This is a genomic window from Streptomyces venezuelae (genome assembly GCF_008642335.1).
GTDB lineage: Bacteria > Actinomycetota > Actinomycetes > Streptomycetales > Streptomycetaceae > Streptomyces > Streptomyces venezuelae_F.
On the sequence record NZ_CP029191.1, the window covers coordinates 2,242,038 to 2,268,042 of the forward strand.

Below are 26,005 nucleotides of genomic sequence, written 5' to 3' on the forward strand. Positions count from 1 at the left end.
TTAAGAACGGGGACGGCTCGGCCGGGAGCAGGGGCGGTTCAGCCACCTGGCCGACTTCGTGCTAACAATACGAACGCAACATCGCACCACCACAACCAAAAAGTCGGGTCCCACCGGGGCCCAGGGGGAAGAAGAGGTATCAGCGCAGTGAACCGCATGCGCACGTCCGCCGCAGTTCTGGCCACCGCGGGGGCGCTCACCGCCGCTCAGCTGGGCCTGGCCGGGTCCGCTTCCGCGGCGTCCGGGCCGACCGTCAAATCCGCGCCGCGGGCCGTCGACGGCTGCCCGATCGACATCGTCTACCCGAAGCGCTTCTCGTACGACCGGTACGGGAACGTCACCAACGGTGGCCTGTACTTCGGCATCAAGAGCAAGACGACGAAGAGCATCAAGAAGGTCACCTTCACGGTGACCAACACGAAGAACGTCCGCTTCCGCACGGCGAAGCCGACGGGCGGCAAGATCACGCACCGCACGACGAAGACCGTCTCGGTCTACGACAAGACCTTCACGGGCAAGCAGAAGCTCGGCTTCAAGGTGCAGACGCGGCTGCTCAACACCCGTTCGTTCGGTGTGAAGTTCACCCTGCGCGGGTCCGGCTGGAACTGCGCGGTGAACCAGGGGACCTGGGGCCCCAGGTAGTTCACTCCGCGGACCGGGGCGGCCACGCGTCGCCCCAGTCCGCGTCGCGCGCCGCGCGGTAGAGGGGACCGTGGCGCTTGGTCACGGTCTTCCTGCGCAGCGCCTCGTCCGGTTCGCACAGGTCGAGGAGGACCTGACCCTTGCGGATCTGCGGGCGGCGCACGATGCGCGTGGGCGCGGGGTCCGGGTCGAAGCGGACCGCGGCGACGTAACTGAACTTCTCGTCCTCGTACGCCAGGGAGCCGCCCTTGACCTGGCGGTGCAGGGACGATCTGCTGACCCGCGCGGAGAAGTGGCACCAGTCCGTGCCGGGCTCGATGGGGCAGGCGGCGCTGTGCGGGCAGGGCGCGGCGACGCGGTAGCCCGCGGCGATGAGGCGGTCGCGTGCCTCGATGACGCGGTGGTAGCCGTCGGGGGTGCCGGGCTCGATGACGACGACGGCCTGTTCCGCCGCGTCGGCGGCGGCGTCGACGACGGATCGCCGGTCGGCTTCGGTGAGCTCGCCCAGCACATACGACACGGTGACGAGATCGGTGCTCTCCATCGCGAGCGCCGCTCCGATACGGGAGCGCTGCCACTGCACGCCGCGCAGCTGGGGCGCCGCGTCGGCCAGCTCCCGCCCGAGAGCGAGCGCGGGTTCGGCCCAGTCGAGCACGGTTACGGGCCGCTCCCCCGCCCAGGTCGCGGCGACGGCCCACGTGGCCGCGCCGGTCCCGCCGCCCACGTCCACGTGACTCCCGGGCGCCCACCCGTTCGGCGCCGCGTCCGCCAGCGCACCGAGCGCGCTCCGAACGGCTTCGAACGTCGCGGGCATCCGGTACGCCGCGTAGGCCGCGACATCCGCCCGGTCCCGCAGAATCGGCGCGTCGGTAGGGGTGCGCCCCCGGTAGTTGGCGATCAGCCGCTCGACGGCCTGGGCCGCCTGTCGCGGCGGAAGACCGTCCAGAAGCCCGGCGAGGGCGGCGCGCAGAATCTCGGCCGTGGAGGCGGCGGCCGTGGCGGGGGTGGGGACGTTCACCCGGTGATTCTACGGGCCGCGACGCGTCTGCCCGGCCCGGGCGGTCCAGCGACTGCGGCCCCGTCGTGGCCGCTCGCGCAGTTCCCCGCGCCCCTGAAATCCCCCCGGCACCGCCAAGGGGACGCGACGCGTCTGCCCGGCCCGGGCTGTTCGACAGGTGCGGACCCGTCGTGGCTGGTCGCGCAGTTCCCCGCGCCCCTAAAACGTCCCCGGCACCGCTGGCAGGGGCTGGTTGCTTGGGGGCGCGGGGGACTGCGCGAGCGGGCGGCGTCGGGCCGCAGACGCCGGCGCAGTTCAGGCGGGCAGACGAGCCCGCGTCACCGCCGCGGGCAAGCGCAGCGCTACCGCCCTCGCGCCGCGCGAGCAAGCCGCGTGGCCGCTGCCGCCCGCGGCGCGTTGTCCGGGGGCCGCCGGCGCGGGTGGACCGTGTTGGCGAGCAGAACCAAGAACGTGTCCGTCGACGGGTCGAGCACCAGCGACGTCCCCGTGAACCCCGTGTGGCCCGCCGCCCCCCGCCCCGCGAGCTCCCCCATGAACCACGGCTGGTCGATGCCGAACCCGAGGCCGGATCCCGCGAGCATCAGTTCGACGAAGTCGGGGCCGAGGATGCGGGCCCGGCCGTACGACCCGCCGCACAGCAGCGTGCGGCAGAGCACCGCCAGGTCCCGCGCCGTCGAGAAGAGCCCCGCGTGCCCGGCGACACCGCCGAGCGCCCACGCGTTCTCGTCGTGAACGGTGCCGCGCAGCATCCCGCGGTCGGCCTTCGCCCAGGGCTTGCGCTGGTCCTCCGTCGCCGCCGCGTCGGGGCGCGGCCCGAAGCCCGTGGCGGTCATGCCGAGCGGCCGGGTGATGCCCTCGCGGATGAGGTCGTCCAGGGGGCGGCGGGTGAGGCGCTCCAGGATGTGCTGGAGGAGCAGCATGTTCAGGTCGGAGTAGACGTAGTCGCCGGGGGCGGTGACAGGGGCCTCGGCGCGCAGCGCCGCGAGGCGTGCCGCGGAGTCGGGGCAGTCGTACAGCGGCAGCTCGGGCCGCAGCCCGGAGGTGTGGGTGAGCAGCTGGCGCACCGTGATGCGGTGCTGCGCCGCGGCCGTGAACTCGGGAACGTACGCCCCGACGAGCGCGTCGATGCCGAGCGTGCCGCGCTCCAGCTGCTGCACGGCGGCGACGGTCGTGAACAGTTTGGTGAGCGAGGCGAGGTCGAAGGGCGTGGTGGTGCGCATCGGGACCCGCCATTCGGGGGGCAGCTCGACGCCGCGGTCCGTCTCCGGGTCGTACGAGGCGTAGCGCACCGCCCACCCCGCCGCCTCCTCCGCCGCGATGACGGGCCCGCGGCCCACGAGGACGACGGCGCCCGCGCACCACGGTCTCGGCCCGCGCGTCAGGTCGGCCACCTCGGCGACGAGGCGGCCGATCTCGTCGGGGTCGAGGCCCGCGCGGTCCGGGGTGCCGGGGCGCAGGAGTCTGGGTGCGCTCAGTGGTCCGCCTCCGTCGCGTGCGTCGTGGGTCCGTGCTGCCAGGGGCGGCACAGTCCTACGAAGCATGCGATGGCTGCCAGCGCGCAGGCCAGCTGGACCACGGCCATCGGGACGGCCGTGTCCTCGCCCGCGATGCCGACGAGCGGCGAGGCGACGGCGCCGACGAGGAAGGAGGAGGTGCCGAGGAGTGCGGAGGCGGAGCCCGCGGCGTGCGGGGTGCGGATGAGGGCGAGGGACTGGGTGTTGGGCAGGGTGAGGCCCATCGACGACATGAGGACGAAGAGTCCGGCGGCGACGGGGAGCAGGCCGACGTCGCCGAAGACGCCGGTCGTCATGAGGAGGAGCGCGACCGCGGCGACGGTGACCATGGCGAGGCCGACGGCGAGGACCTTGTTGAGGCTGGTGCGGCCGACGAGGACCTTGCCGTTGATCTGGCCCGCGGCGATCAGTCCGACGGAGTTGACGCCGAAGAGGAGGCTGAAGGTCTGCGGGGACGCGCCGTAGATCTCCTGGATCACGAAGGGCGATGCGGAGATGTACGCGAAGAGTGCGGCGAACGCGAAGCCGCCCGCGATCATGTAGCCGGCGAAGACGCGGTCGGCGAGGAGCGACTTCATGGTGCGCAGCGCCTCGACGGTGCCGCCGCCGTGCCGCTTCTCGGGGGCGAGGGTCTCGGGGAGGCGGCGCCAGACCAGCAGGGTCAGGGCGGTACCGACGACCGTGAGGACGACGAAGATGCCGCGCCAGTCGGTGAAGCGGAGCACCTGGCCGCCGATGAGGGGCGCGGCGACGGGGGCGACGCCGGAGATCAGCATCAGGGTGGAGAAGAAGCGGGCCATGGCCACGCCGTCGTACAGGTCGCGGACGATCGCGCGGGCGATGACGATGCCGGCGGAGCCCGCGAGGCCCTGGAGCAGCCGGAAGCCGATGAGGAGCTCGGCGGTGGGTGCGAACGCGCAGGTCGCGGTGGCGATGACGTAGACGAGGAGGCCGATGAGGAGCGGGCGGCGGCGGCCCCACTTGTCGCTCATGGGGCCGACGACGAGCTGGCCGAGTGCCATGCCCATGAGGCAGGCGGTGAGAGTCAGCTGGACGGTCGCGGCCGGGGCGCTCAGGGCGTCGGTGACCTCCGGCAGCGCCGGCAGGTACATGTCCATGGAGAGCGCGGGGACGGCGGTGAGGCCGCCGAGCACGAGGGTGACCAGGGCTCCGGTACGGCGGAGGGCGGCGGGGCCGGATGGCTCCGCCGCCTTCGTTATCGCGTGGTCTTCGGTGGCCTGCCCGAGCTCAGGCATCGCGCCCCTCCCAGTCGCTGCGTTTCGCCTCTGCCGGCTTCTATCGTCGCAGCTGTGGGCGGGTGGTCCGGACCGCTTTCCGCTACGCCGGGTGCAGGCCCGGCTTCCCCGCCTCCGTCACGAAGGACGCCGCCGTGCTGATGGGGGCGCCCGGCTTGCTGATCTGGGGGACCGTCTTGAAGTCGGCGAGGGCGGAGTCGCGGTCGAGGGCGACGGTCACGTAGCCGCGGCGGCCGTTGTAGAACTTCATGTGCGGGTTGGCCTTCATGAGCGTCTCCCAGTTGGCCGGCTTGTCGGCGCCGTCCTTGCCGCTCGCGATGGAGGTGGCGACGATCTCCGTGCCGACGTTCTTCGAGGACGGGTCGTCGAAGTCGTCCTTGATGTCGAAGGCGTAGCCGACGTGGACGTCGCCGGTGAGGACCATGAGGTTGTCGATGCCCGCGGCCTCGGCGCCCGCGAGGACCCGGTTGCGGGAGGCGCGGTAGCCGTCCCAGGCGTCCATGGAGAGCTTGGCCTGCGCGTTGAGGTCCAGCCTGCGCTCGGAGAAGGCGACCTGCTGCGGGACGACGTTCCACAGGGCGTTCGAGCGCCGCCAGCCGTCGAGGAGCCAGCGCTCCTGGGTGGCGCCGGTGATGCTGCGCGCCGGGTCGTCCGACTCGGGGCCCGGGACGTGGGCCTTGTCGCCGTAGGCCTGGTCGGAGCGGTACTGGCGGGTGTCCAGGATGTCGAACTGGGCGAGGCGGCCCCAGGTGAGGCGCCGGTAGAGCTGCAGGTCGGGTCCGCTCGGCGTCTGCGCGCGGCGCAGCGGCTGGTTCTCCCAGTAGGCGCGGTAGGCGGCGGCGCGGCGGAGCAGGAACTCGGCCGGCGGGTCGTCGTTCTCGGAGATGTCGTCGGCGTAGTTGTTCTCGGTCTCGTGGTCGTCCCAGGTGACGACGAAGGGGTGCGCGGCGTGTGCGGCGCGCAGGTCGGGGTCGTGCTTGTAGAGGGCGTACCGCAGGCGGTAGTCCTCCAGGGTCTTCGTCTCCTTGTTGAAGTGTGCGGGCAGCGTGCGGTCGGTGTAGTTGCGGGCGCCGCCGGTCGCGTCGACCGCGTACTCGTAGAGGTAGTCGCCGAGGTGGAAGACGACGTCGACGTCGTCCTGGGCGAGGTGCTTGTAGGCGGTGAAGTAGCCGTCGTGGTACGCCTGGCAGGAGACGGCGGCGAGGGTGAGGCTCCCGGCGCGGCTGACTGCGGCGGGCGCGGTGCGGGTGCGGCCCGTCTCGCTGATCCAGCTGCCCGTCCTGAAGCGGAACCAGTAGGTGCGGCCCGGGAGCAGGTGTTCCGCCTCGACGTGCACGGTGTGGCTGAACTCGGGGTGCGCGGTGACCGTGCCCCGTCTGGCGACGCGGCGGAAGCGGGCGTCGTGGGCGATCTCCCACTGGACGGTGACGCGCCGGCGCGGGAGGCCGCCGCCGGGCTCGTAGGGGGCGGGGGCGAGTCGGGTCCAGAGCAGGACCGAGGTGGGCTGCGGGTCGCCCGAGGCGACACCGAGGGTGAAGGGGTTGTCCGCGATGCGGCGGGCGTCGAGCTCGGCCGCGCCCGCGACGCCCGCGGTGGGCAGGTTGGTCGCGAAGGCGAGCGCGGCGGCGGCGCCCGTGACGGTGAGGAAACGGCGGCGTCCCAGGTGCTGGGCGGCGGCCCGGATCTCGGATGCGTGCTGCTGGCCTGTGTTGGTCATGTGGCCCTCCCCTGACGATTGGTGTCAGGGGCATGGAAGTGGTGGGGGACGACGCGCGACTGTCGCGTACACAACACCCGTATGGCGGGCGGATGATGTCCGTGTGGACGCCCCTCCCGTACGCTGCGGGGCCATGAACGCTGAGCGAACTGACGCATCGAACGGGTCGGGGACCACCCCTTCCGGAGCCTCGTCCAAGGTCGCCGTGGTGACCGGCGCCGGGTCCGGAATCGGCCGTTCCGTCGCCCTCGAACTGCTCGCCGCGGGCTGGTCCGTCGCGCTCGCGGGCCGCCGCACGGAGACCCTGGAGGAGACGGCGGCCCTCGCGGCGGCCGCGTCGGGCGCACGGGACGACGCGGTTCTCCGCGTACGGACGGACGTCTCGCGCCCCGAGGACGTGACGGCCCTCTTCTCCCGCGTCGCCGCCGGATTCGGCCGTCTGGACCTCCTCTTCAACAACGCCGGCACGTTCGGCCCCGGCGGCGTCCCGGTCGAGGAACTCCCCTACGACGCCTGGCGCCACGTCGTCGACACCAACCTGAACGGCGCGTTCCTGTGCGCGCAGGCGGCGTTCCGCCAGATGAAGGAGCAGGACCCGCAGGGCGGCCGCATCATCAACAACGGCTCCATCTCGGCCCACGCCCCGCGCCCGAACTCGGTGGCGTACACGGCGACGAAGCACGCCCTGACCGGTCTGACGAAGTCACTCTCCCTGGACGGCAGGCCGTACCGCATCGCGGTCGGCCAGATCGACATCGGCAACGCCGCGACCGACATGACCGAACGCATGCAGTCCGGAATTCTCCAGGCGAACGGCCAGTTGGCGAGCGAGCCGGTGATGGACGTGACGGACGTGGCCCGCACGGTGCGGCACATGGCGGAACTGCCCCTGGAGGCGAACGTTCAGTTCGCGACGGTCCTCGCGACGAACATGCCGTACGTCGGCAGAGGCTGAGACGACGAGATCTCCACAAGTGGAATAGGAAGTACCGCATCAATCCGCGCCAGTGCTCCCCTTATGCTCAGTTCCTCTCCACGAGAACTTCACACTTGGAGCACTCCTTGCGCATACGCACCACGGCCCCCGCCGTCCTCGCCGCCGCCGCCCTTTCGGTCTCGCTGCTCGCCGCGTCCCCCGCGTCGGCGGCGACGGCGCGCCACCAGGGCGGGCTGCACCTCGGGACCATCCAGTACGACAGCCCGGGCCGGGACACCCGTTCGAACTCCTCGCTGAACGCGGAGTGGGTGAACATCCACAACAGCAGCCGCTCGGCGATTCAGCTCAAGGGCTACAAGCTGAAGGACGACACCGGCTACACGTACACCTTCGGCAGCTACAAGATCGGCGCCGGCAAGACCGTCAAGGTCCGCACCGGCAGGGGCTCCGACGCCTCCGGCGTGCGCTACTGGGGCCGCGGCAACTACGTCTGGAACAACACCGGCGACAAGGCCCGCCTGATCAAGCCGAGCGGCTCGCAGCTCGACTCCTGCAAGTGGACGCGGCAGGGTTCGGGCTCCATCAGCTGCCACTGACCCGGCTGCCACTGACCACCATCAGGGGGTGGGGGGAAGGGCGACCGCTCCGCGGCGAGGGCCCCGCGGTTGGGGCCGCGGGAACGAACCACGCCGCGGAACGGTCGCCCTGCGACAGAGACCGGGAACGGTCAGGCCTGTCCCGTCTCGAAGCGGGAGATCTTGCCGTCGTCGACGGTGAAGTACCACTTCGTCCGCATCTCGCCCCACGTGTCGTTGCGGTACGACGCCGTCAGCACGCGGCCGCCGTCCGACTCGGAATCGATGTCCATGTGGCCGTGGGACGAGAAGATCTCGCGCTCCGCCCAGTCGGCGACGTCCCGGTCGGTGCCGTCGTCCGCCATGGTCGCGCCGGGCGCGAGGAGGGCGTCGAAGGCGGCCCTGTCGTGGGAGTTCACCGCGGTCACGAAGGCGCGGACCGTGGGGTCTGCGAGCCGGTTCACCTGGATGCTCATGGGTTCACGGTCACACCGGGCGGCGTCCGTCGCCACCGCTGCCCCGCCGGACGGGCGTCACCCGTACGGCCCGTGGGGCCGGGTGCCCGCGGCCGGTCCGGTGGACGGTGGAGGCGGACGCGACCGCCACCCCGCCGAGGGGCCGAACCAGGAGTTCCCCATGACCACCTGCACGTGCCTGGACCGCCGTGACCTCGGACTGCTGCTGCTCCGCGCGGGCACCGGCGGGGTGCTCGCCGCACACGGCGCCCAGAAGCTGTTCGGCTGGTTCGGCGGCGGCGGTGTCGCGGGCACCGGCGCCTTCATGGAATCCATCGGGTACGCGCCGGGCCGCCTGAACGCCGTCGTCGCGGGCCTCTGCGAGGCGGGCGGCGGCGCGCTCCTCGCCCTCGGCCTCGCGACCCCGGCGGCGGGCTCCGCGGCGGCGGGCGCGATGGCGGGCGCGGCGGCCGTGCACGCGCCGAACGGCTTCTTCAGCCAGGGCGGCGGCTACGAGTACCCGGCGTTCCTCGGCATGGTCTCCGCGGCCCTCGCCGTCACGGGACCCGGCCGCTACTCCGCCGACCACGCGCTCGGCCACTCCCTCAACCGCGGCTGGATGGTCCCGGCCGCACTCGCGGGCACGGCGGTCGGAGTCCTCGCGACGATCGGCGCCAGGAACAAGAACGTCCGCGCGGCGGCGCGAGCCGACGAGCCCGCGGCGGACAACGACGAGACGGCGGCGCGGGGGGCGTAGCCCGCGGGTGCGTGGCGGCCGTCGCCCCCTTGTGCGAGGCACCGCAGGAGCGGTCCACGACGGGCGGCGGCCCTAAAACCGTTGCGCCGTGAGCCGGTTGCCGGGTTAGCGTCCCCGTTCATGACCACTGAGACCCCAGGCACCACCGAGACCGCCGGGCCCCCCGGCGACGGCGATCTGCCGCCGCGCCTCACCCGCCTCACCTTCCACGGCCCGCTCTCCGAAACCCGCGCACAGCGGATCGTCGAGCGCCTGGCCGCTTCCGCCCCGCGCACCGTGCTCGATCTGGGCTGCGGCTGGGGCGAGTTGCTGCTCCGCGTCCTGGCGGCCGCCCCCGACGCCACCGGCATCGGTGTCGACATCAAGGGCGAGGACCTGGACCGCGGCCGCGCCGCCGCGAAGGAGCGGGGGCTCGACAGCCGGGTCCTGTTCGTCGAGGAGACGGCCAAGGACACCGCCCGCGGTCCCGCCGACGTCGTGCTCTGCCTCGGCGCGAGCCAGGCGCTCAGTTCCGCCGCGCCCGCGCAGGCCACCGCGGAGGCGCTCCGCGCGCTGCGCGGCCTGGTCAACCCGGGCGGCCGTGTCGTACTCGGCGAGGGATTCTGGCAGCGCGAGCCCACCGCGCGGGAGCTCGCCGGGATGTGGCCGGACGCCGACGCCGGCGAGCACCTGTACCTGGGCGACCTCGTGGACGCGGCGATCGAGGCCGGATTCCGCCCGCTGTGGGTGGAGACGGCGAGCGCGGACGAGTGGGAGGAGTTCGAGTCGGGCTACCGCTCCGACGTCGAGGAGTGGCTGGCCACGCACCCCGACCACCCGGAGGCCGCCGCGACCCGCGCCCGCGTCGACGCCCAGCGCTCGTCCTGGCTCCACGGCTACCGCGGAGTGCTCGGCATCGCCTATCTGACCTTGGTGCCGGTGGGCTGACGCGCACCCGGCCCTACCGCCCGAACCACGCCTCCGCCAGCGCGTCCGGCGTCGGCTCCGGAGGCGCGGGCAGTTCCCGCAGGTACCAGGGCAGATTGCTGTACACGTGCAGCAGGGTGTACGCGAGGAGCACGCGCGGCTCGAACGTCCTGCCGTACGCCTTCATGAAGCGCGCGAGCAGGCCCGGTTCGGCGCGCGTGACGAAGAGGCCGACACCCACGAAGTCGTACGCGGGGTCGCCGATCATGGCGGGCTCGAAGTCGAGGAGCCCGGTGAGCCGCCAACCGTCGGCCGGGGCGACGGTCAGGTGCCGGCGCATGAACTCGGTGTGCAGCAGCGCCGGCCGTACGCTCCCCGCGTCGGGCAGCGGCACGGAGCCCAGGAAGGCGGGGATCTGCTCCAGCCAGGCCTCCGGCAGTCCGCACCGCCTCTGCCGGTCGACCGCTCCGGCCCGCTGCCGGTCCACGAACGCGCCCCAGTCGCCGGGTCCGAGGACGTCGGCGAGCGGCGCGGGGTCGAGGGCGTGGAGTGCGGCGAGCGCCTCGGCCGCGTCGGTGACGAGGCGTTCGCGGTCGGCGCGCGGGATGCGCGGCCAGGCAACGGCGAGGTCCTCGCCGGGCAGGCGGGACATCAGGACGTAGCGCCAGCCGTTGTCGTACGTTCCCTCGCCGTGCAGGCGGGGCGTGGGGACGGGGAGGCGGCCCTCCACATGACGCAGGACGCGGGCCTCGGTGACCGCGTCCCGCGCGTCCATACCGGGGAACAGCTTGAGGACGTGGGCGTCGCCGACCGCGTACACCGGCTGGGAGCCCGCCTGATAGCGGGTGAGACGCGCCCCGGCGAACCCGAGGCGGGCACAGAGGTCCTCGGCGCCGGGCCGCACGATCGTGTCGTCGGGGACCACGCGGTCCCACTCCTCGTCGGTGGTCACTTCGGGCAGCATGATCGGCACGGTAGGGGATACCGAAGTCGGGGCGGTACCGACTTTCGGCCGCTGTGCGGTGCCCCTCCCCCCTCCTAGCGTCCGACGTGCAGACGATCTACGGGCGGAACGCGGAACGGGGTTCACGAGATGCCGGGCACAGAGCGCGGAAACAGTCAGGTTCAGGGCAGGACCACACACCTGCGTCACCCGCGGAGCGACCTGCTCCTGCTCCTCATCGGAACACCGGTCCTCGGGCTGCTGCTCGGACTCGCGCTTCCACCATTCGCCCGCTGGGTCTCCGGGTCGCCCGTGCTGCCGTGGCGCGCCGGCATCGAGTTCCTGGGCAGGCTCGACGCGCCCTGGCAGCTCGGCCTCTTCGTGGCGGCCGGATTCGTGGTCGGCGTCCTCCTCGTCTTCACGGCGCTCGCGGAGGAGCTGAGCCTGAAGCTGACCGACGAGCGGGTCGAGGTCGGGCGGGACGGCCGGTCGCGGACCTTCGGGCGCGCCGACGTCTCGGCCGTGTTCCTCGACGGCAAACAGCTCGTCCTGCTCGGCGCGGACTCGGGCGAACTCGTCCGCGGGGCACACGCGTCGCGCGCCGCCGCGCTGGCCGACGCGTTCCGCGCGCACGGGTACCCGTGGCGGGACGCCGACCCGCACGCGTCGCTGTTCCACCGGTGGGTCCCCGGCACCCCGGACCTGCCCGCCGAGGTCCACGCGCTCCTCGCGGCGCGCAAGGCCGCGCTGCAGCGGAAGGCGCCGCGGGACGCCGGTGACCTCGGCGAGACGGTACGGGAGCTCGGTTACGTCGTACGCGACGAGGGGACGGACCAGTACTGGCGTCCCCTCGCCGGAGCGTGAGCTCAACCCTCGCCCCGCAGCGCCTCCCCCACCTCCCTCGCCAGGAGCCGCACGTACGCCGCGGTCCAGGCCTCGACCGTCGACCGGTCCCACAGGTCGGTCGAGTACTCCAGGTACCCGGACAGCACGTCGCCCGTCGGGATCAGCCCGAAGTTGAACTCGGAGCGCGCGCCCGGGACCGCGAGGTCCTCGACCGCCGTGGCCAGGCCCGGCAGCTCGATCTCCGTCTCCAGAGAGCTCTGGTACTGGAAGCCGAGCGGCAGCCGGTCCGGCACCTCCGTGCCCAGCGCCGCGCCCACGTCCGCCGCCACCGCGCGGAGCGGCGCGGCATGGTCGATGGCGCCGACCGCACTACGCGCCACCCGGTCCACGAGCGCGCCGAACGACGTGGCCGCGTCGCCCCGGACCCGGAGCGTGAAGGACGACACCGTGCAGGCGGCCAGCGCCTCGAACTCCCGCCGCTCGCGGTTGGCGTGGGAGATGCCGAGCACGACGTCCGGGCCCGCCTCCCCCACCTCCGCGACCAGCCGGCCGAACGCGGCCGCCGTCACCACGAACGGGGTCGTACGGTGCCGTCGGGCCAGCGCCTCCACGTCGGCGCGGGTCTCCTCGCCCACCGTGAACAGGACCACGTCGCCCGCGCCGCTCAGCTCGGCCGGGCGCGGCCGGTCCAACGGCAGCGGCATCCCGTAGGAGGCGCCCTGCAACTCCTGTGCCCAGTAGTCGATCAGGCGGTCCTTGTCCTGCGTACGGCTGTGCTCGCGCTGCCAGCGCGCGTACTCGCCGGGCTGCGGAAGGCTCTCGGCGGCCGGCAGGCCGTGCGGCGCCCCGGTGGCCTCGGTCCTGTACAGCGCCGCCAGTTCACGCAGCAGCAGACTGACCGACCAGCCGTCGCAGGCCGCGTGGTGCAGCACGAAGAGCAGCACCCAGCGGTCCCGGTCCACGCGCATCAGGCGCAGTACGGGGGCGAGTTCGGCCTCGATGTCGTAGGGGACGGCCGCCGTCCCGCCCGCGAGCCGTTCCGCCTCCTCGGCCGCGGCGTCCGCCGAGCCGAACCGCGCGAACAGGTCCTCCTCCGGCAGGTCCACGGGCCGCGCCGGCACCGCCTCCTGCCACCACTCCCCGTCGCCGTCCTGGACGAACCGCGTCCGCAACGCCTCGTGCCGGGCGACGAGTCGCGTGAACGCGGCACGCAGGGCCGGTACGTCGAGCGCTCCGGTCAGGGTGAGCCGCATCGCCACGTTGTAGATCTGCGGGCGGGGGTGGGTGCGGTGGCGGGTGAGGAAGGCGGACTGCTGGGCGGTGAGAGGGGCGCGGGCAGGCGTGTCGCCGCTCGCCGTGCTCCCTCCGTCCCCCGCCCCGGCGGGGGCCGTGCCCGCCAGGTGGGAGGCCATCGCCCGGAACGTGGGCTCCTCGTAGAAGCGCGCCACGGGGTACTCCGTGCCGAACTCCTCCCGCACGCCGTTGGCCAGCCGGATCGCCGTGAGGGAGTGGCCGCCGAGGTCGAAGAAGGACGCGTCCGGCGCGATCGCCGACACGTCGACGTCGAACTCCTGGGCCCAGAGCCGCCGGAGCCGCGCCTCGACGGCGCCGGACACGGGATTCACCGCCGCGACGGCGGCGTGCGGGGGCGCCCCCGGGTCCGTCACCATGCCGTTCGTCACGATGCCGTTCGTCACCAGGCCGTTCGTCACGATGCCGGGCGCGGGCAGGGCGGCGCGGTCCAGCTTGCCGTTGCCGGAGAGGGGCAGTGCGGGCAGGACGGCCCAGGCGCGGGGCACGAGGTGGTCGGGCAGCCGCGCGGCGAGGTCCGCGGTCAGCCGGTCGCAGAGCTCCTGCGCCGGTACGCCGGTGTCGCGTACGCCCTCCGCCACCACGTACGCCACGAGGCGGGCGTCGCCGTGGTGGTCGCGGCGGGCGAGGACGACGGCGTCGCGGACCCCGGCGAGACCGTTGAGCGCGCGGGACACCTCCTCGGGCTCGACGCGGTAGCCACGCACCTTCACCTGGTCGTCCGTACGGCCACGGAACTCCAGCGCGCCCTCGTCGTTCCAGCACACCAGGTCGCCGGTGCGGTACATCCGGCCGTCGGCGCCGTGGGGGTCACGGACGAAGCGTTCCGCGGTCAGCTCGGGCCGTCCCAGGTAGCCGGTGGCGACGCCGGGCCCGCCGACGTACAGCTCACCGACCTCCCCGGCGGGGACCTCACGGCCGTCCGCGCCGAGCACCCGGAGGGTGACGTTGTGGACGGGCCGGCCGATCGGGATCGGCAGGTCGGGCCCGTCCGGGGTGCGCGGTCCGACCGTCGCGGCCGTGCACAGCACGGTCACCTCGGTGGGCCCGTACACGTTGACCGTCTCGTACGGCACGCCGGGGCGCGGACGCGTCCGCAGTACGTCGCCGCCGAGCAGCAGGTGGCGCAGGGGCGGCTGTTGCGCGTCGGGCAGGGCGAGGATTCTCTCGCCGAGGGCGGTCGGCAGGATGGAGAAGGTGACGCGCCGGTCCGCGTACCAGCGGGCCAGCGCGGCGGGATCCTTGCGGACCGCCTCGTCGGCCACGACGACGGTGGCGCCCGCGGTCAGCGCGGGCCAGATCTCCAGCGCGGCGGCATCGAAGCCCTGGCTGCAGACGGCGGCACTCCGATCGTCCACGGTGAACCCGAACCGCTCGTGATGCCACTGACAGAGATCGACGACGGCCCGATGCGGAATGGCGACGCCCTTGGGGGTCCCGGTGCTGCCGGAGGTGTAGATGACGAAGCAGAGGGAGTCGGGGGTGGCGGGGGCGGGTGCCGGGGCGGGAGTGCCGGGCGTGGTCGCCCCGGAAGGCGTCGCGCCGGGCCGGTGCTCGGCGGTGCCACCGGACGCGGTCGCCGCCGTGCCGCGCCGGCCCTCGGCGCTGCCGCCAGGCCTGGGAGCGGACGGGCCGGAGGCCGTCGTCCCTCGTGACTCCCCCGGCACGCCTGCCGTGACGTCTATCAGGGCCGTTCCGGCCGGAGGCTCCGGCTGGCGGGCGTCCAGGGCCGCGTTTCGCCGCGTCACCAAAATCCGCGCCCCGCTCTCCGCGAGGATCGTCTCGGCGCGTGTCGTGCCCTGGGCCGGGTCCAGTGGGACGTAGCCGCGGCCCGCCTTGAGGGACGCGAGCATCGCGACGATCAGGTCGGTGCCGCGCGGCAGCCAGAGGGCGATCGGTGCGCAGGACTCCTCGACCGTACGGAACACCGTCGCGAGCCGTTCCGCCCGCTCCTCCAGTTCGCCGTACGTCAGCTCGTCCTCGCCGCTGATCACCGCCGTACGGCCGGGCGCCACCTGCGCCCACCGCGACGTCAGCGAGTCGACCGTGCTGCTCGTCCGCTGCCGGACCGGGCCGCGGCGCCACTCCCCGGGCACCGCCTCCGGGGCAGCGCCCACCGCCTCCGCGAGGACGTCCCTGAACGTCCCGAAGAGCGCGTCGACCGTCGCCTCGTCGAAGAGGTCCGTGTGGTACTCCAGGTGGCAGCGGATGCCGTCCGGCAGGTCGGTGAAGTAGACGCTGAGGTCGGTCAGCGCCTTGTCCGGGCCCGAGTCGAGCGGTGTCGCCCGCACCCCGGGCAGGTCGAAGAGGAACGGGTCCCCCGTCTCGAACTCGGCGAGGGTCTGGAAGACCGGCGTACGGTCGAGGGCGCGCGGCGGCGCCAGCTCCCGTACGACCGCCTCGAAGGGCACGTCCGCGTGGTCGTACGCGTCCAGGGCCACCCCGCGCACCCGGTCCAGGAGCGTGCCGAAGTCCGGGTTCCCCGAGAGGTCCAGGCGCAGCGCGAGCGTGTTGACGAAGAAGCCGACGACGTCCTCGTACTCGGGCTTGCGGTCGGACATCGGCGTGCCGATGACCAGATCGTCCTGGCCGGTGACCCGGTGCAGCGCGGCCGCGTACCCGGCGAGCAGGGTCATGAAGAGGGTGCTGCGGTGGGCGCGGCTGAACTCCCGTACACGCGCCGACAGTTCCGCGTCCAGCGTGCGGAACAGCGCTCGGCCGTTCGACGTCATCACCGCGGGCCTCGGCCGGTCGGCCGGCAGGTCCAGGACGGGCAGGTCGCCGTAGAGCGCCTTCTTCCAGTACGCCAGGTCCTCCGCCGCCTTCGGACCGCCGAGCGAGTCGAGCTGCTCGCGGACGTGGTCCGCGTACGTACGGGTGAGGGCCGGGAGGTCCGCCGGCCTGCCGCCCGGCAGGTGCGCGCGGTAGAGGGCGGACACGTCCCGGGCCAGCACGGCCGCCGACGCCGCGTCCATCACGATGTGGTGCAGCGACAGGACGAGGACGTGCCGCCGCTCGCCGAGCCGGACGAGGCGCGTGACGAACAGCGGGCCCCGCGCCAGGTCGAAGCGGCGCCCGCTCTCCTCCCGCAGCACGGCGGCGACGGCGTCCCCGCCCTCCCCCGTACCGTCGACGACCTCGAAGTCCACCTCGCCCGGCGGGAGCGTGAACTGGCGCGGCTCGCCCGCCACTTCACGGAAGACCGTGCGCAGCTGCCCGTGGCGCGCGGCGAGGTCGCCGAGCGCGGCACGCAGCGCCGGGACGTCCAGCGGGCCTTCGAGCTCGATGGCCTTCGTCTCGTTGTACGCGGTGCGGCCCGGCAGCATCCGCTCCAGGAACCAGACACGCTGCTGGCCGGGCGAGAGCGGCGCGCCGCGGTCGGCGGCCACCGGCACGGGTGCGCTCTCGTACGTGCCCCGCAACCCGTCGAAGTGCCGCAGCCCCTCCCGCAGCGCCCCGGGCTCCACGCCGAAGTCGACGAGCCCGACGATTTCGTCCGCGCCCGCCGCGCGCACCGCGTCCACGACCGGCCGCACGCTCTCGGGGCTGCCGATGAGGGCGCGCTGGTCGCAGTAGCGGTCGTAGGCGCGGCGGAAGACCACGTCCAGGTCGTCCTCGCTCATCGAGGACATGTCGATCTTCTGGCCCAGGCTGTTCGCCACGTTGCCGAACAGCGACAGGGACGAGCGCATGTACCGGGCCAGGGGGTCCCGTGCGACGGCGCGGGCCGCCGCGTGGTCGTCCGCGAGGTAGGTGTGCAGGAGCACGGCGACGTGCCCGGCGTCCGGGTCCAGGCCGCACTCGGCGCGCGTACGCCGGTAGAGCGCGACGTTGTCGCGGAGCTGCTCGACGCTCTGGGTCATGAGGTTGGTGACGATGCCGACGTCGTTGCGGGCCGCCAGCTCGTACGACGCGGGGTTGCCGACAACCGCCGTGTACATGGGCGGCGCGTCCTGCACGGGACGCGGGAAAAGCCGCAGGTCGCTCTCGCCGTTCCCGGTGGTCCGGCGCACCGGCTCGCCGCGCCACAACTTCCGTACCTCGGCGACCTGTTCGTACATCATCTCCTTGTGGGAGCCGAAGCGCTCCGGGAAGAAGACGAAGTCGTTGGCGTGCCAGCCGCTCGCGCAGCCGATGCCGATGCGGCCGTCGGAGAGGTTGTCGACCATCGACCACTCCTCGGCGACCCGGATCGGGTCGTGGAGCGGCAGCACGACGGAGCCCGCGTTGATGCGGATGCGGCCGGTCTCGCGGGCGAGCGCGGCGGCGAGGACGACGGGGTTCGGGAAGAGGCCGCCGAAGGAGTGGAAGTGCCGCTCGGGGATCCACAGGGAGTGGAAACCGTGGCGGTCGGCGAACCGGGCCGTCTCCAGGAGGTGGTCGTACTTCCCGTGCCGGGAGGCCGCCTCGTCGTCCTGCGGATAGTCGCCGAAGAAGTAGACGCCGAAGTCGAGGGGACGGGTGGACTGTTCCACCCGCTCCACCGTCACCTGCCGCTCCGCGGTCGTGGCGGCCGCACGGTTCCAGGCCATGGCCTTCGGCTTCGCGGCGGGAGCCGCCGCCACCGGCTTGGTCCCGAGCGGGAAGCCCGCCCCGCGCAGCTCCCGCAGCGAGTCCTTCACCGCGTCCACGATGAACTCGCAGTCTCCGTCGGTGTGTTCGGTGGAGAGGAAGAAGTTGCGCCACTCCCACACGTGCACGCCGCGCAGCATGAGGTGGTGGTAGAGGAGTTCCATGTCCGCGCGGTGCTCGAAGCGGAACATCGAGCCGAAGTGGCTCATGCTCAGCGCGTACCCCTCCGCCTCGAAGAAGGAGTTGAGCGTGGCGGCCAGTTCGTCCGTGCGGGCGTTCAGCCGCTCCTGGAGCCGCGGGCTGTGCTCCTTGAGGTGGGCGAGCACGGCGCGGGTGGCGACCATCGACACCGGGTGCTGGATGTACGTACCGCCGAAGAACGTGGTGTCGGCGGCCGGATAGCTGTCGTCCCCGTAGCTCCAGTGGCCGCCGTCGATGCCGTCCATGATGTCGGCGCGGCCCGCGATGGCGCCGATGGGGAAGCCGCCGCCGAGCAGTTTCCCGTACGTGGCGAGGTCGGGCGTGACCCCGTAGAGCTCCTGGGCACCGCGCGGCGCGGGGCGGAAGCCGGTCAGCATCTCGTCGAAGAGCAGCACGATGCCGTGCCGTCGGGTGAGCTCGCGCAGGCGGCGCACGAAGTCGGCGGGCCGGAGCGACGGGTGGCGGCTCTGCACGGGTTCGACGACGACCGCGGCGATGTCGGCGGCCTGCTGCTCGATGACGGCGAGGCTCTCCTCGCCGCCGTAGGGCAGGACGAGCAGGTCGGCGACGGCGTTGTGCGGGACGCCCGCGGACATCGGGACGGTCGTCAGGCCTTCGCCGCCGGTGCGCGGGGAGCGGCCGAGGACGTTGTCGTTGTGGCCGTGGTACGCGCCCTCGAACGTGATGATGCGGGAGCGTCCGGTGGCGGCGCGGGCGAGCCGGATGGCGGCGGAGTTCGCCTCCGTACCGGAGTTGGCGAAGGCGACGCGCTCCATGCCGGTCAGCTCGGCGAGCAGTTCGGCGGCCTCGCCGGTCTCGACGTTGCGCGGGCCCAGCTGGATGCCGCGTGAGAGGTGCTCGCGGACCGCCTCGGTGACGAAGGCGGGCTCGTGCCCGAAGAGCAGGACGCCGAAGCCCATGGTGATGTCGACGTACCGGTTGCCGTCGATGTCCTCCAGCCACGACCCGCGCGCCCGCCGCCCCGCGATGGGGTACAGCATCTCCTTCGTGCTGCTGCGGAAGCCGACCGCCGCCCTGCTGTCGGCCAGCACACGCCGGTAGCGCTGGGCGATGCTCTTCGACGTGGGCGTCTTCGCGGTGTAGCGGCGCACCAGGTCGTCGAGGTGGGCGCGCTGGGTGTCGGAGGCGTTGCCGCGGATCATGCCGGAGCCGCGGGCGACCTCCAGGCGCGGGCCGTGCTGGGCCGGCCGGGGCGCCGGGGACTCCGCCGTGGGCTCCGCCCCCTGCGGGGTGCCGCCCATCTGGCGGGCGATGCGCTGCGACAGTTCGGCCATCGCGGCGAGGTCCTGGTCGACGGCGGCGGATACGGTGTCCGCTCCCCCGGTCATCGGCCCGCCTGCGCGGTGAGCAGCTGGGAGAGCTGTCCCATCAGCTGGAGCTGCACCTGTGTGAGCTGCTGGAGCTGCCGCCGGAGCTCTTCGACCTCTTGACGGGTGGCGTACGCGTCGTGGGCGACCGGGCGCTTCGCAGTCTCCTCAACAGGGGCAGTCGCCTCAACAGGCGCTGGGGCTGGGGCCACCGCAGAGGCAGGGGCTGGAGCCACGGCAGGGGCCGGACCCGACTTGCCCGCGATGATGACCGCGAGCCCCCGTGCCGTCCCCGCCTCCTCGAAGAGCTCCCGCATCGACACCTTGACCCGGTGCTCCTCCTCCAACTCGCGCAGCACCCCGATCATCTGCAGCGAGTCCGCGCCGAGGTCGAAGAAGGACGCGTCCTCGGCTATCTCGCTGGTGTCGTAGCTGAGGTGCTTCGCGGTCACCTTGATGATGTGCTGGAGCACCCGCTCGACCGCTGCCTCGTCCTGTGCCACTTCCGCCCCATCCCTTGTCGGTTGTTCGCGTAGTACGGGTTGTTCGGGTTGTGCGGGCCGGGGGAGGTGGTTCTCCGGCCCCGTCCAGTAGTCCTTGTGCTGGAAGCGGTAACCGGGCAGCGGGATCCTCCGGCCGCCCGTCCCCGCCGTGAAGGTCCGCCAGTCGACCGGCGCCCCCGCCCGGTACAGTCCCGCGGCCGCGTCCCACAGCGGTGCGAGCCCCGCGCCGCGCCGCAGCGTCGGATGCGCCGTCCGGCCGGGGAGCGCATGGCGTGCGAGGCCGCTGAGCGTCGTGTGCGGCCCGATCTCCACCAGCGTGCCAACGTTGTCGTACGAGGCTTCCAGCTCCCCCAGTACGTCGGCGAACCGGACCGGCTCGCGCGCCTGACGTACGAAATAGTCGGCGTCAGGGACCCAACCAGGCGGCCGCGTACGCCCGTCGAGCCCGCTCACGAACGGCACGCGACTCTCCCGCCGTGCCAAGCGCCGCTCCGCCCCTTCGACGAGTTCGCGCAGCCCGTCGAGCGCCGGGTCCATGAGGGCCGTATGGAAGGCGTGCCGCACCGGGAGCCCGCGTGCGTGGATGCCTCGCTCGGCGAGGAGTTCCGTCAGGCGTGCCATGGCGGCCGCCGGGCCCGCGAGTACCTGGCTGTGCTCGCCGTTCGTGACGGCGAGCTCCACGCCGGGCACCTCGGCCGCCAGCTTCCGTGCCGTGTGCGTGTCGGTCGGGACGGCGACCATCGTGCCGGGCGCGCACCGCTCCCGCATGAGCCCGCCCCGCCCCGCGGTCAGCCGCAGCCCGTCCTCGACGCTCAGCACACCCGCCGCGTACAGCGCGCCGTACTCCCCCACGCTGTGCCCCGCCACGACGTCCGGCTCGATCCCGGCCTCCCGCCACAGGCGGACGAGCGCGCACTGCAGCGCGAAGAGGGCGGGCTGCGCCACCTCGGTGTCCAGGACCGGCTCCCCCGGGGCCTCGCTCCCGGTGTCCCCGAGCAGCGGGGCGAGGAGGCTGCCCCCGCCGGTGAGGTCGGCGAACTGCCGTTCGCAGGCATCCAGGACCTCACGTACGACGGCGAAGCGCCCGTACAGGGGACGGGCCGCGCCCCGGTGGAGGCTGCCCTGCCCCGTGAAGAGGAACCCGACACCACCCGCGCCGGCCGGCCGTGGCCGGAGCCCCGCGAGCCAGCCGTCCAGCGCCCCCGTCAGCGCCGCGACCGTGTCGCCGCGCACCGCGAGCCGGTGTCCGCGGTGGGAGCGGCCGAGCGCCAGCGTGGTCACGAGGTCGGCGTGGTGCGTGGCGGGGTGGGCGCGCAGGTGGTCGCGGAGAGCCGTGGCGTTGTCGGCGAGCGCCTTCTCCGTGTGGCCGGAGAGCACCAGGACGTCCGGGGAGAGCGGCTCGTCGGCCGCCGGCCGTGGCATGGGCTCGGGGGCCTCCTCCAGGACCACGTGGACGTTGGTGCCGCCGACCCCGAACGAGCTGACGCAGGCCCTGCGCGGCGCGTCGCCCGCGGGCCACGGGCATGCGGTTTCCGGGATGTAGAAGGGGCTCGCCGCGAGGTCCAGGGCGGGGTTGGGGCGGCGGAAGTTGGCCATCGGCGGGATGACGCGGTGCCGGAGCACCAGGAGCGCCTTGACCACGCTCGCGAGGCCCGAACACACGTCGAGGTGCCCGATGTTGGCCTTGACCGAGCCGAGGGCGCAGTAGCCCGTGCGGTCGGTGTCGGCGCGGAAGGCGGCCGTGGCGCCCTCGAACTCGATGGGGTCGCCCTTGAACGTGCCGGTGCCGTGCGTCTCCAGGTAGCCGACCGTGCCCGCGTCGACGCCCGCACGTTCCAGGGCGCGGCGGATCGCTCCGCGCTGTCCGTCGGCGCTCGGCGCGCTGAACGCCTTCTTGTCCGCGCCGTCGTTGTTGACGCCCCAGCCCCGGATGACGCCGTGGATGTGGTCCCCGTCCGCGAGGGCCCGGTCGAGGCGCTTGAGCACCAGCGCCACGACTCCCGTGCCGCCGACGGTCCCGTCCGCGTCGGCGTCGAAGGGGCGCAGGCGGCCGCTCTTGGAGAGGATGGACCCCTTGACGTACTGGTAGCCGATCACCTGCGGCACGTGGAGGGCGGTGGCTCCGGCGACGGCGATGTCGCACTCGCCGGTGACCACGGACTGCGCGGCGAGGTGGGCCGCGGTGAGCGAACTGGAGCACGCCGTCTGGACGTTGACGGCGGGCCCGGTCAGGCCGAGCCGGTAGGCGGCACGGTTGGCGGTGAAGTCGGTGAAGTTGCCGATGGTGACCTGGAGTCCGGCGACCCAGTCCGCGATGCCGCCCTGGAGGACGTTGTTCTGGAGGTACGTCTGGAGGGAGTAGAGGTGGTAGCCGGTGCTGGCGTACACCCCCACGTCACAGGCGCCCCCGCCCGGACCACCCGCGTACCCCGCGTCCTCCAGCGCGTGGTGCACGCACTCCAGGAACAGCCGCTGCTGCGGGTCGGTGATCCGCGCCTCGTGCGCGCTCATCCCGAAGAACGCGGCGTCGAAGCCCGCGATCCCGTCGAGGACCCCGCTCGCCCCGACGAACTCCTCGGCCCGGTACACCTCCTCGGGCACACCGGCCGCGGCGAGTTCGTCCTCGGTGAAGCGGCGGATGCGGTCGGCGCCGTCGTGGATCGTGCGCCAGAACTCCTCGGGGGTGTCGGCGCCGGGCAGCCGGAAGGACATGCCGATGACGGCGACGGTGGTCATCGGGGGGCCTCGCTCCGGCTCTCGCGCTCCGCGGGTTCACTGGGTGCACTGCCCTGCCGGTCCGGCGATTCCTGCGCCGCCCCCGGTAAGGGGCCGTCGGACGCCGCCCTGCGCCCCTGGCGCACCAGGACGACGAACATCCCGAAGCACAAGGCGATCGCCAACCCGTGCAGCAGACCCACGACGTGGAACGGCGAGAAGCGGTCCAGGAGCGCGCCGCTGACCAGCATGCCGAGGCCGAACCCGGTGTTCTCGACGGACGCGGAGAGCCCGAACAGCCTGCCGCGCTGCTCGTCGGGGGCGGCCTGCAGCCGGGTCACGTAGGCGATCTCGGTGAGCCCGTCGGCCATGCCCGCCACCAGGGCCGCCGCGACCGCCACGTACGTGGGCAGTCCGGCGAAGACCACGATGAACGCGGCGGACATCACGCACGCCCCGACCGCGAACGCCCGCTCCCCCGGTCCCTGCCGCCCGCCGCGCCCGGCCCACCGCCCGCACACCTGCTGCATGACGATGTTGCCGATGGCCCACGTCGCCCAGAACTGGCTGACGAACGTGGCCGGATGGGACGGGTCGAGGTCGCTGGAGTAGACCGGTAGGGCCACGTTGTGGGAGGACGAGCCGAGGCCGTCGGCGGCCCTGAGCGCGATCATCACGGCGAGGACGGGCGCGGCCCGCAGCAACAGCATCGCCCCGGCACCGCGCCGCCCGGAGTCCCCCTTGGAGTCGCCCGTCGAGCCGTCCTCCTCGGTCTGCGCCCGCGTACGGATCGGCAGGGAGAGCAGGACGCACGCGGAGACCGCGAAGGTGGCGGCGTCGAGGGAGATCGCGGCGACGTAACCCAGCTGCGCGACCACGACGCCCGCGGAGGCGAAACCGGCGATCATGGCGAGGGAACGCCCGGTCGCGAGCAGCGAGTTGGCGCGCAGCCGCAGGTCACCGCCGACGATCTCGGGGATGCTGCTGCGCAGCGCGACGCCCGAGAGCGTCGAGCAGAAGCCCGTCACGACGGCCAGTACGTACAGAAGCCCCGCACGTCCCCCGTCGGGCATGAGCAGCAGCGCTATCATGGCGGCGCACTGCGTGAGATCGGCGCCGACCATCAACCTCTTGCGGTCGTGTGCCGAGACCAGCCGCCCGCTCACGAAGCCGGAGACGACGCTGGTCAACAGCCGTACGGCCATGAAGAGTCCAGCGGCGAGAGCACTGTCGGTCACGTCATAGATGAAGACGTTGAGGGCGACCATGTTCAGGTAACTGCCGTACGCCGATATGCCGTTGCCCACGACGAGCAGGCGAAAGTGCCGCAAGCTTCCCCCCTGGTCCACGCGCCGGGCTGCCTTGAGAACGTGCACGGCTGCTCTCAGCCGAGGCCGCCTTCACATTCACCCGCGCCGAACCCCGCTCACAGTCCCTCGAATTGGGGACTTGACACCGCCCGTTGCGCTGAGTAACACCACGTTTCCCCTGGGTGTGCGGGGTTTCCTTTCTGTTTCTTCACAGGCGTGGTTAGATCACGTTGCGGCCACAGCCGTCGTACGTGTTGACAGTCCCTCCCGGAGGGAAGATGCCAGTAAGCAGCCGCCCGCCGAACCCGCCGGCGTTGTCCCACAGGGAGCGTCAGGTGCTGGCCCATATCGCGGCAGGCCTCTCCCACAAACAGATCGCCCGGCGCCTGGGCATCAGTGTGCACACCGTGAGCACGTACTTGCGGCGCATCCGCAGCAAGCGCACCGCGCCCACGGTGGCCCATCTGATCCACCTCAGCCACACGGAGGACTGCTGACCGCCCTCCGGTGAGGCCGGCCCCGGGGCCCGGGGTCAGCCCCCGCGCCGCACCCGCGCCGCCCTGCGGGCCTCCGCGAGCTTGCGCGCCTCGGCGGTCTTCCGCGAGGACGACTTGCCGCCCTTGCCGTCCTTCCCACCCGAGCCGCCGGAGCTCTCCTTCGTGCTGCCGAGGCCGCGGAAGGGCGCGTTGTGGTTCTTGGCGCGGCCCGCGGCGGTGCCGCCGTCGAGCGGGGTGCCGGAGGGAGCCTTCGCGCCGGTGATCCGACTCAGCTCGGCCTCGCCCGAGCGCACCTTGCTGGTCCTCGGCTCGATGCCGGCCTCGGCCAGCACCTGGACGGTCTCGCGCCGCTGGCCGGAGAGCACCAGGGTGACGACGCGGCCGGACTCGCCGGCGCGCGCGGTGCGGCCCGCGCGGTGCAGGTAGTCCTTGGGGTCGGTCGGCGGGTCCACGTTGACGACGAGGTCGAGGTCGTCGATGTGCAGGCCGCGGGCCGCGACGTTGGTCGCCACGAGGACGGTGACCTGGCCGCCCTTGAACTGCGCGAGGGTGCGGCTGCGCTGCGGCTGCGACTTGCCGCTGTGCAGGGCGGCGGCGTGCACCCCGCTGTCCCGCAGGTGCTTGGTGAGGCGGTCGACGGCGTGCTTGGTGTCGAGGAAGAGCAGGACACGGCCGTCCCGGGCGGCGATCTCGGTGACGACGGCGTACCGGTCGGGGCCGTGGACGACGAGGACGTGGTGGTCCATCGTCGTGACGGCGCCCGCGGACGGGTCGACGGAGTGGACGACGGGATCGTTCAGGTAGCCGCTGACGAGCTGGTCGACGTCGCGGTCCAGGGTGGCCGAGAACAGCATGCGCTGCCCGTCGGGGCGCACCTGGTCGAGGGCCTCGGTGACCTGCGGCAGGAAGCCCATGTCGCACATCTGGTCGGCCTCGTCGAGGACGGTGATCCGGACCTTGCCCAGTCGGCAGCCCCTGCGGTCGATGAGGTCGTGCAGGCGTCCGGGGGTGGCCACGACGACCTCGGCACCGTCGCGCAGCGCGGCGGCCTGGCGGGCGATCGAGATGCCGCCGACGACGGTGGCCATCCGCAGCCGCAGCGCCTCCGCGTACGGCGTGAGCGCCTCGGTGACCTGCTGCGCCAGCTCGCGGGTGGGCACGAGGACCAGCGCGAGGGGGTGCTTGGGCTCGGCGCGCCGTCCGGCGAGGCGGGCGAGCAGCGGCAGGCCGAAGGCGAGCGTCTTGCCGGAGCCGGTGCGGCCGCGGCCCAGGACGTCGCGCCCCGCGAGGGCGCTGGGCACCGTGGCGGCCTGGATCGGGAAGGGCTCGGTGACGCCGACTTCGTCGAGCTTCCGCAGCAGCGCGGCGGGCAGTCCGAGGTCGGCGAAGGAGGAGAGGGAGACGGCGGGCAGACCGGCGTCGGTGCCGGGGCGGTCGTCCTGGGGGGTCGGGGTCATGGCGAGCCTTCCGCATCGGGAGCGTACGCGCGTACCGAGGAAGGCCCGGCAGGCTGCGGCCCAGCGGGCGCGGGCCGGGGTGGTGCGCCGCTCCGGCGGGGCCGGGGCGGGTGGGGCAGACGAGTCGGGCTGTACGCCGGGTTCTGTACCGCGGGTCCTCGCGGACGTCGCGGTGACGGCCATCCATCTAGGGCCGGCATTGCTGCCGGCCTCGTGCGGTCTACCCGCGGACTCGGGCGGGCAGCCCTCGATCGTCCGCGCAGAAGCGCCTTTTCCTGAGAAGAGACGCTTCCTCTTGACCTTGCTCCAGGTGGGGTTTACCTAGCCGCCTGAGTCACCTCAGGCGCTGGTGGTCTCTTACACCACCGTTTCACCCTTACCGAGGGCCTTGCGGTCCCCGGCGGTCTGTTCTCTGTGGCACTGTCCCGCGGGTCACCCCGGGTGGCCGTTAGCCACCACCTTGCCCTGTGGAGCCCGGACGTTCCTCGGGAAGGGCCCCCGAAGGGGTCTTCACGCGGCCGCCCGCCCGGCTCGTCTGCCGTGCC

The 26,005-nt window shown here is 73.0% G+C and carries 17 protein-coding genes and 1 other RNA gene; 7 read left to right on the forward strand and 11 right to left on the reverse strand.

Features of this window, described 5'->3' with window-relative positions:
* Nucleotides 1-156 precede the first annotated feature (156 nt).
* On the forward strand, nucleotides 157-642 hold the full coding sequence (locus tag DEJ49_RS10060) for a hypothetical protein (protein ID WP_223832783.1): 486 nt from the start codon (nucleotides 157-159) through the stop codon (nucleotides 640-642).
* A gap of 1 nt (nucleotide 643) precedes the next feature.
* Here DEJ49_RS10060 and DEJ49_RS10065 read toward each other — a convergent pair whose 3' ends face one another.
* The 4 genes from DEJ49_RS10065 to DEJ49_RS10080 all read right to left on the reverse strand — a co-directional run bounded on the left by DEJ49_RS10065 (nucleotide 644) and on the right by DEJ49_RS10080 (nucleotide 6,147).
* Complete coding sequence (locus DEJ49_RS10065; RefSeq protein WP_150183816.1) at nucleotides 644-1,660, reverse strand: small ribosomal subunit Rsm22 family protein; 1,017 nt, start codon at nucleotides 1,658-1,660, stop codon at nucleotides 644-646.
* A gap of 341 nt (nucleotides 1,661-2,001) precedes the next feature.
* Nucleotides 2,002-3,201, reverse strand: a complete 1,200-nt coding sequence (locus tag DEJ49_RS10070; protein ID WP_150183817.1) for a serine hydrolase domain-containing protein — start codon at nucleotides 3,199-3,201, stop codon at nucleotides 2,002-2,004.
* Nucleotides 3,132-4,430, reverse strand: coding sequence for a multidrug effflux MFS transporter (locus tag DEJ49_RS10075; RefSeq protein ID WP_150183818.1), 1,299 nt, complete (start codon nucleotides 4,428-4,430; stop codon nucleotides 3,132-3,134). Before DEJ49_RS10075 ends, DEJ49_RS10070 begins: the two co-directional genes overlap by 70 nt.
* A gap of 82 nt (nucleotides 4,431-4,512) precedes the next feature.
* Nucleotides 4,513-6,147 (reverse strand): alkaline phosphatase D family protein, encoded by a 1,635-nt coding sequence (locus tag DEJ49_RS10080; RefSeq protein ID WP_150183819.1) that lies wholly within the window; start codon nucleotides 6,145-6,147, stop codon nucleotides 4,513-4,515.
* Nucleotides 6,148-6,280: 133 nt separating this feature from the next.
* On the opposite strand from DEJ49_RS10080, the gene DEJ49_RS10085 reads away from it, so the two are divergent.
* Both DEJ49_RS10085 and DEJ49_RS10090 read left to right on the forward strand, forming a co-directional pair.
* Nucleotides 6,281-7,102 (forward strand): SDR family oxidoreductase, encoded by an 822-nt coding sequence (locus DEJ49_RS10085; protein WP_150183820.1) that lies wholly within the window; start codon nucleotides 6,281-6,283, stop codon nucleotides 7,100-7,102.
* A 107-nt stretch (nucleotides 7,103-7,209) separates the two neighbouring features.
* Nucleotides 7,210-7,680 carry a lamin tail domain-containing protein gene (locus tag DEJ49_RS10090; protein ID WP_150183821.1) on the forward strand — a complete coding sequence of 157 codons (471 nt, stop codon included), beginning with the start codon at nucleotides 7,210-7,212 and terminating at the stop codon, nucleotides 7,678-7,680.
* Between the two features lie 131 nt (nucleotides 7,681-7,811).
* Here the strand turns inward: DEJ49_RS10090 and DEJ49_RS10095 are convergent, their stop codons facing one another.
* Nucleotides 7,812-8,135 (reverse strand): nuclear transport factor 2 family protein, encoded by a 324-nt coding sequence (locus tag DEJ49_RS10095; RefSeq protein WP_150183822.1) that lies wholly within the window; start codon nucleotides 8,133-8,135, stop codon nucleotides 7,812-7,814.
* 160 nt (nucleotides 8,136-8,295) lie between these two features.
* Here DEJ49_RS10095 and DEJ49_RS10100 point away from each other — a divergent pair, with 160 nt between their 5' ends.
* Together DEJ49_RS10100 and DEJ49_RS10105 are read left to right on the forward strand one after the other, a co-directional pair.
* Complete coding sequence (locus DEJ49_RS10100) at nucleotides 8,296-8,871, forward strand: DoxX family protein (RefSeq protein WP_150183823.1); 576 nt, start codon at nucleotides 8,296-8,298, stop codon at nucleotides 8,869-8,871.
* 120 nt (nucleotides 8,872-8,991) lie between these two features.
* Nucleotides 8,992-9,798 carry an SAM-dependent methyltransferase gene (locus DEJ49_RS10105; protein WP_150183824.1) on the forward strand — a complete coding sequence of 269 codons (807 nt, stop codon included), beginning with the start codon at nucleotides 8,992-8,994 and terminating at the stop codon, nucleotides 9,796-9,798.
* Between the two features lie 13 nt (nucleotides 9,799-9,811).
* On the opposite strand, the gene DEJ49_RS10110 is transcribed toward DEJ49_RS10105, so the two are convergent.
* Complete coding sequence (locus tag DEJ49_RS10110) at nucleotides 9,812-10,741, reverse strand: aminoglycoside phosphotransferase family protein (RefSeq protein WP_150183825.1); 930 nt, start codon at nucleotides 10,739-10,741, stop codon at nucleotides 9,812-9,814.
* A gap of 129 nt (nucleotides 10,742-10,870) precedes the next feature.
* Between DEJ49_RS10110 and DEJ49_RS10115 the strand changes: the two genes are divergently transcribed.
* Nucleotides 10,871-11,584, forward strand: coding sequence for a hypothetical protein (locus tag DEJ49_RS10115; RefSeq protein ID WP_150183826.1), 714 nt, complete (start codon nucleotides 10,871-10,873; stop codon nucleotides 11,582-11,584).
* Nucleotides 11,585-11,586: 2 nt separating this feature from the next.
* On the opposite strand, the gene DEJ49_RS10120 is transcribed toward DEJ49_RS10115, so the two are convergent.
* From DEJ49_RS10120 to DEJ49_RS10130, 3 genes are read right to left on the reverse strand one after another with little or no spacing between them, the layout of a single operon-like run.
* The gene (locus DEJ49_RS10120; RefSeq protein WP_150183827.1) at nucleotides 11,587-18,999 is read right to left on the reverse strand and encodes a non-ribosomal peptide synthetase; all 7,413 of its coding nucleotides are present in this window, start codon (nucleotides 18,997-18,999) and stop codon (nucleotides 11,587-11,589) included.
* Nucleotides 18,996-22,217: a type I polyketide synthase gene (locus DEJ49_RS10125; protein ID WP_150183828.1), complete on the reverse strand. Its 3,222-nt coding sequence runs from the start codon at nucleotides 22,215-22,217 to the stop codon at nucleotides 18,996-18,998. Before DEJ49_RS10125 ends, DEJ49_RS10120 begins: the two co-directional genes overlap by 4 nt.
* Nucleotides 22,214-23,527, reverse strand: coding sequence for an MFS transporter (locus DEJ49_RS10130; protein WP_150183829.1), 1,314 nt, complete (start codon nucleotides 23,525-23,527; stop codon nucleotides 22,214-22,216). Before DEJ49_RS10130 ends, DEJ49_RS10125 begins: the two co-directional genes overlap by 4 nt.
* A gap of 257 nt (nucleotides 23,528-23,784) precedes the next feature.
* Between DEJ49_RS10130 and DEJ49_RS10135 the strand changes: the two genes are divergently transcribed.
* Nucleotides 23,785-24,003, forward strand: a complete 219-nt coding sequence (locus DEJ49_RS10135) for a response regulator transcription factor (protein ID WP_150183830.1) — start codon at nucleotides 23,785-23,787, stop codon at nucleotides 24,001-24,003.
* Between the two features lie 35 nt (nucleotides 24,004-24,038).
* On the opposite strand, the gene DEJ49_RS10140 is transcribed toward DEJ49_RS10135, so the two are convergent.
* Both DEJ49_RS10140 and rnpB read right to left on the reverse strand, forming a co-directional pair.
* On the reverse strand, nucleotides 24,039-25,460 hold the full coding sequence (locus tag DEJ49_RS10140; RefSeq protein WP_150183831.1) for a DEAD/DEAH box helicase: 1,422 nt from the start codon (nucleotides 25,458-25,460) through the stop codon (nucleotides 24,039-24,041).
* Between the two features lie 116 nt (nucleotides 25,461-25,576).
* Nucleotides 25,577-25,994, reverse strand: an RNA gene (rnpB, locus tag DEJ49_RS10145) — RNase P RNA component class A.
* Nucleotides 25,995-26,005 lie beyond the last annotated feature (11 nt).